The 8,331-nt window shown below is 50.6% G+C and carries 2 protein-coding genes and 1 pseudogene; 1 reads left to right on the plus strand and 2 read right to left on the minus strand.

Annotation, left to right across the window (positions count from 1 at the left end):
• Together VIM87_RS07955 and VIM87_RS07960 are read right to left on the minus strand one after the other, a co-directional pair.
• Positions 1-1,325 (minus strand): annotated as a pseudogene (locus VIM87_RS07955) (hypothetical protein); the annotation flags it as partial.
• A gap of 27 nt (positions 1,326-1,352) precedes the next feature.
• A complete protein-coding gene (locus tag VIM87_RS07960; protein WP_331996468.1) occupies positions 1,353-3,827 on the minus strand; it encodes a glycoside hydrolase family 95 protein in 2,475 nt (824 codons plus the stop codon).
• 315 nt (positions 3,828-4,142) lie between these two features.
• Here VIM87_RS07960 and VIM87_RS07965 point away from each other — a divergent pair, with 315 nt between their 5' ends.
• Entirely contained in the window at positions 4,143-8,261 is a 4,119-nt protein-coding gene (locus tag VIM87_RS07965; protein ID WP_331996469.1) for a hybrid sensor histidine kinase/response regulator transcription factor, read from the plus strand.
• Positions 8,262-8,331: the final 70 nt, after the last annotated feature.

Consider the following 8,331-nt stretch of genomic DNA (forward strand, 5'->3'; position numbering starts at 1 on the left):
CCCTGTTTGGCAGCGGTTTCCCGGGCTTTATCTTTGATGGTGCCATACCACGCTAAACTTTTTTCCAGCAGGGCCGGCCGGTTCCATAAAGCAAAATGTGCGGCATGCCACCAATGCATTTCCAGGTGAAATTTTCCGAACCAGCTGTTGTAGGTAAGGCCTGTTTCCTGCGGCGGTGTATTACCGGCACATTGTATGCGGGTAAGGTATTGTGACAGTACAATACGCCGCTCCAGCTCTGCTGCCCGCGGATCGGTGCTACCGGAAAGGTCTACCGCACCACCGGTTTCCCAGAACTGTTGCCAGTCGTCGCGGCTGTCGCCCCAGATATGCTGATGTGCTAAAGTGCTGATGCGCTGATCGGCCAGCGTAAAATTATTATTGAAAGGACCGCTCTGATTGGATGCTTTAGGCGCGGGGGCTGCGGCCGGTGTAAAGTGGCAGCTAAAGGCCAGCATCTCCTCCTCCCCTAAAGGGTTCAGTAAATAGTCATGCGGCGCTTTTTTCTGCAAAGCCTCATCCCCGTTCCACTGTAATATTACGTTGTAATAAGTTTGGTCCAGCTCACGCTCAAACAGCACCTGCCGGTCGTTGAGGTACCGTGAGCTGGTTTTGTGCTTGTCGGGATGCTGAAAATCGGGCGTGCCTTCCCAGTCGCCGGCAGGGTAAGGAAAACGTATATGCACGCTGAGCCGGTGCTGTGCTACCAGCGGGGATTCTACGTTAGCGGCTATCATATCCAGCTGGGGGTGGCAAACCGTGCGTACCTTAACAGGCACGCCTTCCACTTCAAAATAGCTGTGGATCTCCCCTTCCCATAAGTCCAGCTCCTGGCGTATGTTCTTTATGTCTTCTATTTGCGCGGGCATCCCGTTCTTTTTCAGGATGTTGAGCCCTACCACGCCCAGCTGCAGGCGGTGGGGGTTAGCCCGCAAAAAGTCAGATGCATCTTTTTGCCGGCCGCCTTTATCATGCGCATACAGGTAAGGCACCTGCCGGTTATTCACTTTATAGTTCTTCCACACTTCGCTGCGCTGATAGCGGTAGGTATTGGGAAAGCTGTGCCAGCCCCATTCTGATTCGGTGCCCAGCGGAACGCCGCCCCGCTCAAAATATTCAGGGAAGGTTTGCAGGCCGGTGGGATCTACGGTAAAAGCAAATTCACCATTGCCCACAGAAAGGGACGACAGTGAATCAAAACGCTGTACGCTTACATTGTGCCGTGTTACCAGCGCATGCCGGTCTATTTTACCCGTGTTTTGCTGTGCAGCAGTAATATGAACGAATAAGCCGGCATAGATAAGTACAAGGAATATGGTTTTCATAATGTTGTCTGAACCCAGTTTAGATCACTATTCTGCTATTAACGTATATACGTTACCTGCAGTAGTATTAAACGTGTACAGGTAACCGGTACCATCCCCTTTCAATGCGCTGAGGGCCAGGTTGTTGCTGCCTTTTACCGGCTGCAGTGTCCTCAGGCGGCAGGGGCCACCATTCTTTGCAAGTATAGTAGCTTTTTTTAATTTTCCATCGGCCCATTCCATATCAATAACAAAACCGCCGCGGGCAACCAGCCCTTTTACCTCTCCGCTGGCCCAGGCATCGGGGATGGCAGGCAGCAGCTGTATGGCATTCAGCTGGCTTTGCAGCAGCATTTCGGTGATACCGGAAGTGCCGCCGAAGTTACCATCTATCTGGAACGGCGGATGTGCGCAAAATAAATTTGAATAGGTGCCGCCGGCGTTATGATAGTCGGTAGCGTCGTTGCTGCTTATTTTCAGCAGCTCGCGTAAGAGCTTGTAGGCATGGTTGCCATCCAGCAAACGCGCCCATACATTGATCTTCCAGGCTTTGCTCCAACCGGTGCCACCGTCGCCACGGATGGCCAGCGTACGTTTGCAGGCATCTGCAAATGCGGGTGTGGTAAGCGGGGAAATTTCCCTGCCGGGGAATAAGCCAAACAGGTGCGAGATGTGCCGGTGCTCCGGATCCTCATCTTCCCAATCCTTATACCACTCCTGCAGGTTACCCTTTTTGCCTATCTGCAATGGCAGCAGCTTGCTTTTCTTTTGCAGCAAAGTATCGCGGAAAGCCATATCGGTTTGCAGAATGGAATCCGCATCCGCCAAGTTGCTGAACAGGTCACGGATAATAGACATATCCATGGTGCTTGCTATAGAAACAGAACTTTTTACGCCGGTTTCTGTAATGAACCTGTTTTCCGGCGAGGTAGCAGGCGCTGTTACCAGGTGGCCTTTACCGTCGCTCACCAGCCAGTCAAGGCTGAACTGCGCGGCTGCTTTCATGATGGGATAAGCAGTATCGCGCAGGAACTTTTTATCACCGGTAAAACGGTAATGCTCCCAAAGGTGCTGGCACAGCCAGTTTCCGCCCATAGGCCAGTTGGCCCACTGCGGATCGCCTTTGCCCTGATCGCCTACGGGATTGGAAAGCGCCCATATGTCGGTGTTATGGTTAGCAGCCCAGCCACGGGTATTGTAAAAATGTTTGGCGGTATAACGCCCGGTGCTGGCCACATTTTGTATAAGCGTTAACAGGGAGCGGTGCATTTCCGGCAGGTTCACGGCTTCCGCAGCCCAATAGTTCATTTGTGTATTGATATTAATGGTGTAGTTAGAGCTCCAGGGTGCGCGCAGCTCTTTATTCCAGATGCCCTGCAAGTTGGCAGGCACGCCATTTAAACGGGAGCTGGAAATTAACAGGTAACGGCCAAACTGGAAGTACAGGGCTTCCAGCTGAGCATCCTGCGCACCGGTAGCATAACGGCGTAAACGCTCGTCTGTAGGCAGCTTGGTGCGGTCTTCGCCGGGTGATGGCGGCAGGGTAAAGCTTACGCGGTTAAAGTAATGATGAAAGTCATCTACATGACGCCTGCGCAGCTCATTAAAGGGAAGCTGTGCAGCTGCCTGTAAATAAGCGGTGGCCAGCTTGTGCTCATCTTTGCCTTCACTATCGGGGCATTTATCAAAACCATTGAAGCTGGTAGCAGCGGACACTAAGATCACTGCCTGCGTAGCATTGCTGATGGTGATACCGCCGGTATCGGCCTTTATGCTGCCATCTGAACTGCTGGCGCGCAGCTTCAGCTCAAAGCGCATGCCTTTACAGCCTTTGGTATCTTCATAAATAATAGGCTCCTTGTTATAGTTCACATAACTGGGATCGACCTGTGCAGGCGCTTTTCCCTTCAGCGTTATTTCCTGCTGGCCGCTTACCAGCTGCTGGTGCCGCAGCGGGCTGCCTGCGCTGATCCTGCAGTTCAGTTGCTGCTTTTTATTTGCTGTTAGCCGGATCACAATAACCTGGTCTTTCCCGGAAGCAAAGATCTCTCTCGTATAACCTACACCGTTACTGGTAAAGGCGGTGCCGGCAATGGCGTCGGCCACATTCAGATCCCGGGAATAAGCCGCCGGCGCGCCGGGCAGCTGTTGCTTAATATGAATATCGCCCAAAGGCAGGTACGACTGGCTGTACAGGCCCTGCATTTCTTTGAGCTCTTCGTAAGCGGCAACATAATCGCCCTTAAAAAGTTTGGCGCGTATAGAGGGTAAATGTTTATACGCATTGGGGTTCACCTGGTTATTTACCGGTCCGCCGGACCAAAGGGTAGCTTCATTTAGCTGGATCAGCTCATCACCTGTTCCTCCAAAGATCATGGCGCCCAGGCGGCCATTGCCCACCGGCAAAGCATCCGTCCACTCCTTTGCAGGTTGCTGATACCATAGCTTTAATGTGTTTCCTTGTTGTTGCGCCGTAGCAATGCCCGTCAATAACAGCAGGGCCGGTAATAGTTTCAGTTGCATCAGTTTACATAAGTTGGAGCATACAAAATACAACTTCGTTTGCATTCTATTTTCACAAAAACTGATGGAAAATTAAACTAATCAAGCGGCAATAAGGTCTGTTCCAAACCCGCTATGGTCACGGACCTGTAAAATGCAATCGTTTGCGTAAAAATACCGGTCAATGTTTGAACAAGGGGTTACTTTTACCATATAATATTATGGACCTGAGTACCATAACGTGGAATTTAGCACAAAGGTCGAATTCTTTCGACCTTTTTAATTTAATTTTAGGGCAGTACAAGAAATGGAGCCGCTATGGCATTTGCCCACTTCATGAGAAGATACACTGTTATATTTTTCCTGTTATTACTGCTGCCGGTACTGCGCGTTTTTCCACAAGCACCGCCTTACCAGTTTTCCCATATTGATATTGACCAGGGGCTTTCCAACAACCAGGTGAACTGTATCTTCAAAGACAGCAAAGGGTTTATGTGGTTTGGCACCATATCGGGACTGAACCGTTATGATGGTTACACCTTCCGCATCTTTAAGCATGATGTACGCGATTCTGCTTCCCTGCCGGATAATTTTATAGAACGTATCACCGAAGCGCCCGGCGGGCTGCTATGGATCTATGCGCGCGACGGGCAGCATGTATACGATCCTGCCAGGGATGCTTTCCTCTCCACACAACCGGTATTGCAGCAACTGGGCATCCCCGACACAGCGGTAAATGATATTGTACGCGATGCGCAGGATGGATACTGGTTCATTCATCCCACCAATGGCCTGTATTATGCTGCAGCAGGCAAAACGCCGGCTTTACATATACAGCATACAAAAGACAGCAGCACTATTTACGACAACAGCCTGGCAGCTGTTACCCCCGCCGCAGATAATAATTTATGGCTGCTGCACAGCAACGGCATGCTTGAAAAAATGGACGGGCGCAGCAAACGTATCAGCTACCGTAATGATCTTTTATACCGCCAGAGTAAAGGCATTCCGCAACGCTACGCACTGCTGGCCGACCGGGAAGGCGACCTGTGGATCTACAGCATTAATGATGCGCAGGGCATATGGTATTTTAATCAGCGTACACAGGCTTTCTCACATTACGATCAGAACAGCCAGCCTATACGGCTGAACAATAATATTGTACGCGGCGTGGTACAGGATAACCAGGGCCGCATATGGGTAGGCACCGATCATGGCGGGGTGAATATTATTGACAAACAACGGCAAAGCATACACTATGAAGTGAACCAGCCGGAAAACCCCAAAAGCCTTTCGCAGAACAGCATTACCATACTGTATAAAGACAATACCGGCATTATATGGGTGGGCACTTATAAAAAAGGCATCAGCTATTATCATGAGGATATTGTAAAATTCCCGCTGTACCAGCACCAGCCTTTGAATGCGCAAAGCCTGCCGTATGACGATGTGAACCGCTTTGTGGAAGATGCCGCCGGTAACCTGTGGATAGGCACCAACGGCGGCGGGCTCATTTATTTTAACCGTAACACCAATACCTATACACAGTACCGGCATGATGCACACAATGCAGGCAGCTTAAGCAGCGATGTGGTGGTAAGCCTGTGGATTGACCGGCAGCAACAGCTTTGGGTAGGCACTTACTTTGGTGGGCTGGACCGCTTTGCCAACGGGCAGTTTGTGCATTATAAAAATGACCCGGCCAACCCGGCATCCCTGAGCAATAACAGCGTATGGGAAATATTTGAAGACAGCCGCCGCCAGCTATGGGTAGGCACTTTAGGCGCAGGCCTGAACCTGTTTAATCCCGCCACGCAACAATTCCACCCTTTCCGTAAGGGGCAGCCCAACTCCATTCACTCCAATTATATTGCCGCCCTGCTGGAAGATAAACAAGGCAACCTGTGGATAGGTACTGATAACGGGGTAGAGATCCGCGATGCCCAAACCGGGCGTTTTACAACCTATAACAAGAACCTGAGCAACAACAATGTTATTTGTTTATTTGAAGACAGCCGCGGATGGATCTGGATAGGCACCCGGGAAGGACTGAACCTGTACGACCCTCAGCTGAAACAATCCCGCATCTTCCGCAAAGAAGATGGATTGCCGGATAATTCAGTGCTGAATATACTGGAAGATAATGATCATAACCTTTGGATGAGCACTCCCAACGGGCTCTCTAACCTCACGATCAGGGATGGTAAGTTCCGGTTTTTAAATTATGATGCGGCAGATGGGCTGCAGGGTAAAGAGTTCAATGAAAATGCAGCGTTAAAAACGCGGCGTGGCGAGCTGCTGTTTGGCGGTGGCAACGGGTTTAACCTGTTTTACCCGCATACCATTACACAAAATAAAAATGTGCCGCCCCTGGTGTTAACAGACTTCCAGGTATTTAATAAAAGTATAAATGCCGGTGAAAAAATAAACGGCCGTGTGCTGCTGCAGCAGGATATTTCTGCTACCCGGCAAATTACACTGAAGTATAAGGAGAATGTTTTTTCCATTGAGTTTGCGGCGCTCAGCTATTTTCACCCCGAGAAAAGCCGCTATGCCTATAAGCTGGAAGGTTTTAATGAAGGATGGCTTACCACCAATGGCGGCCAGCGTAAAGCCACCTACACCAACCTGGACCCGGGCGATTATGTTTTTCACGTAAAAGCTTCTAATAATGATGGCGTATGGACACGCCAGCCGCTGGAGCTGCATATTAAAATATTACCTCCCTTCTGGAAAACACCGCTGGCCTTTTTATTATATGGTGTGCTGATATTAGGTGCGCTGTTACTGGCACGGCGGCTGATGCTGGAAAGGGAACGCTTACGTTTCCGCATTGAACAGGAAAGACAGCAGGCGCACCGCATGCACGAGCTGGATGCGCTGAAGATCCGTTTTTTCACCAACGTATCCCACGAGTTCAGAACACCCTTAAGCCTGATCATTACCCCGCTGGAAAAGATCATTAAAGGCACAAAGGAAGAAGGCACAAAAGGACAGCTGGAGCTGATACAACGGAATGCCCGCCGCCTGCTAAACCTGGTGAACCAACTGCTGGACTTCCGTAAAATGGAGGTGCAGGAAATAAAGCTGCATACTGCGGAAGGCGATATAGTAGCCTTCATCCGCGAGCTCACCGCCTCCTTCTCTGACCTTTCTGAAAAGAAACAGGTGAAGCTGGATTTCCGCAGCCAGGTGAATACCCTGGTTATGGCCTATGATGCGGATAAGATAGAAAAGATCATTTTTAACCTGCTGAGCAACGCTTTTAAATTTACGCCGGAGCTGGGCAGTGTGGCAGTAGAGCTGCAGCTGGCCGAAGACGGCAGGATCCTCATCATCCAGGTAAAAGATACCGGCATTGGTATGCCGCCGGAACAGCAGGAACGCATCTTTGAAAGATTTTTCCAGCATGAGGGGCAAGGCTCCCTGCTGAACCAGGGCAGCGGCATTGGATTAAGCATTACCAGGGAATTTGTAAAGCTGCATGGCGGCGCCATTACGGTAGACAGCGCGCCTGAAATGGGCAGCTGCTTTACCATACAGCTGCCGGTAAGAACCAATGGAGCACAACCTGCACTGGTTGCGAGCGGGGACGCAGCTCCCTCCCCTGCCGCGCCCCTTCCGGTAACGCCCATGCCTGTACGCTCCGGTAAAAAGCCGCTGGTATTGCTGGTAGAGGATAATGAGGATTTCCGTTTTTACCTGAAAGATAACCTGGGCCTGCATTACCAGGTAATAACCGCGGAGAACGGGCAAAGCGGCTGGCAAATTTTGCAGCAAACCCTGCCCGACCTGGTGGTGAGCGATGTAAGCATGCCGGTAATGGATGGGCTGGAGCTGTGCCGCCGCATACGGGGCAACCAGCGCACCGCGCACCTGCCCGTGATACTGCTAACTGCCCGCACTACGGAAGCCGACCAGCTGGAAGCGCTGGAAAAGGGCGCTACGGATTTTATTACCAAACCATTCAGCTTTGAGGTGCTGCTGTCGCGCATCCGGAACCTGATTGCCCAGCAGGCCAGCCTGAAAAAGTCGTTCCGGGAAAAAATAGAAGCGAATCCCAGCACCATCGCCATTTCATCTGCCGACGAACAGTTTATACAACAGGCCTTGCAGGTGGTGGAGAAACATTTAGCGGATGCCGACTTTTCCGTGGAGGACCTGAGCCGCGCCCTGCACATGAGCCGCGTATCCGTTTACAAAAAGATCTTATCCCTTACCGGCAAAACGCCTATTGAGTTCATCCGTTCTATACGGCTTAAGCGCGCAGCACAGCTGCTGGAAAAAAGTCAGCTGACCGTGGCAGAGGTTGCGTATGAAGTAGGATTCAATAATCCCAAATACTTTTCCCGGTATTTTAAAACAGAGTATAATGTATTACCCTCTGCCTACGGACGGCAGCGGGCGCCGGAAAGTGATGCAACAAATGATGATGCAACAAATGATACCCCATAAATAACCAAAACACCCACCTGCCCCCGTGTGGTTATTGATAGTTTTGTGCATTGATGATCAATATATGCCT

The organism is Chitinophaga sp. (assembly GCF_036569125.1).
Classification (GTDB): Bacteria; Bacteroidota; Bacteroidia; order Chitinophagales; family Chitinophagaceae; genus Chitinophaga.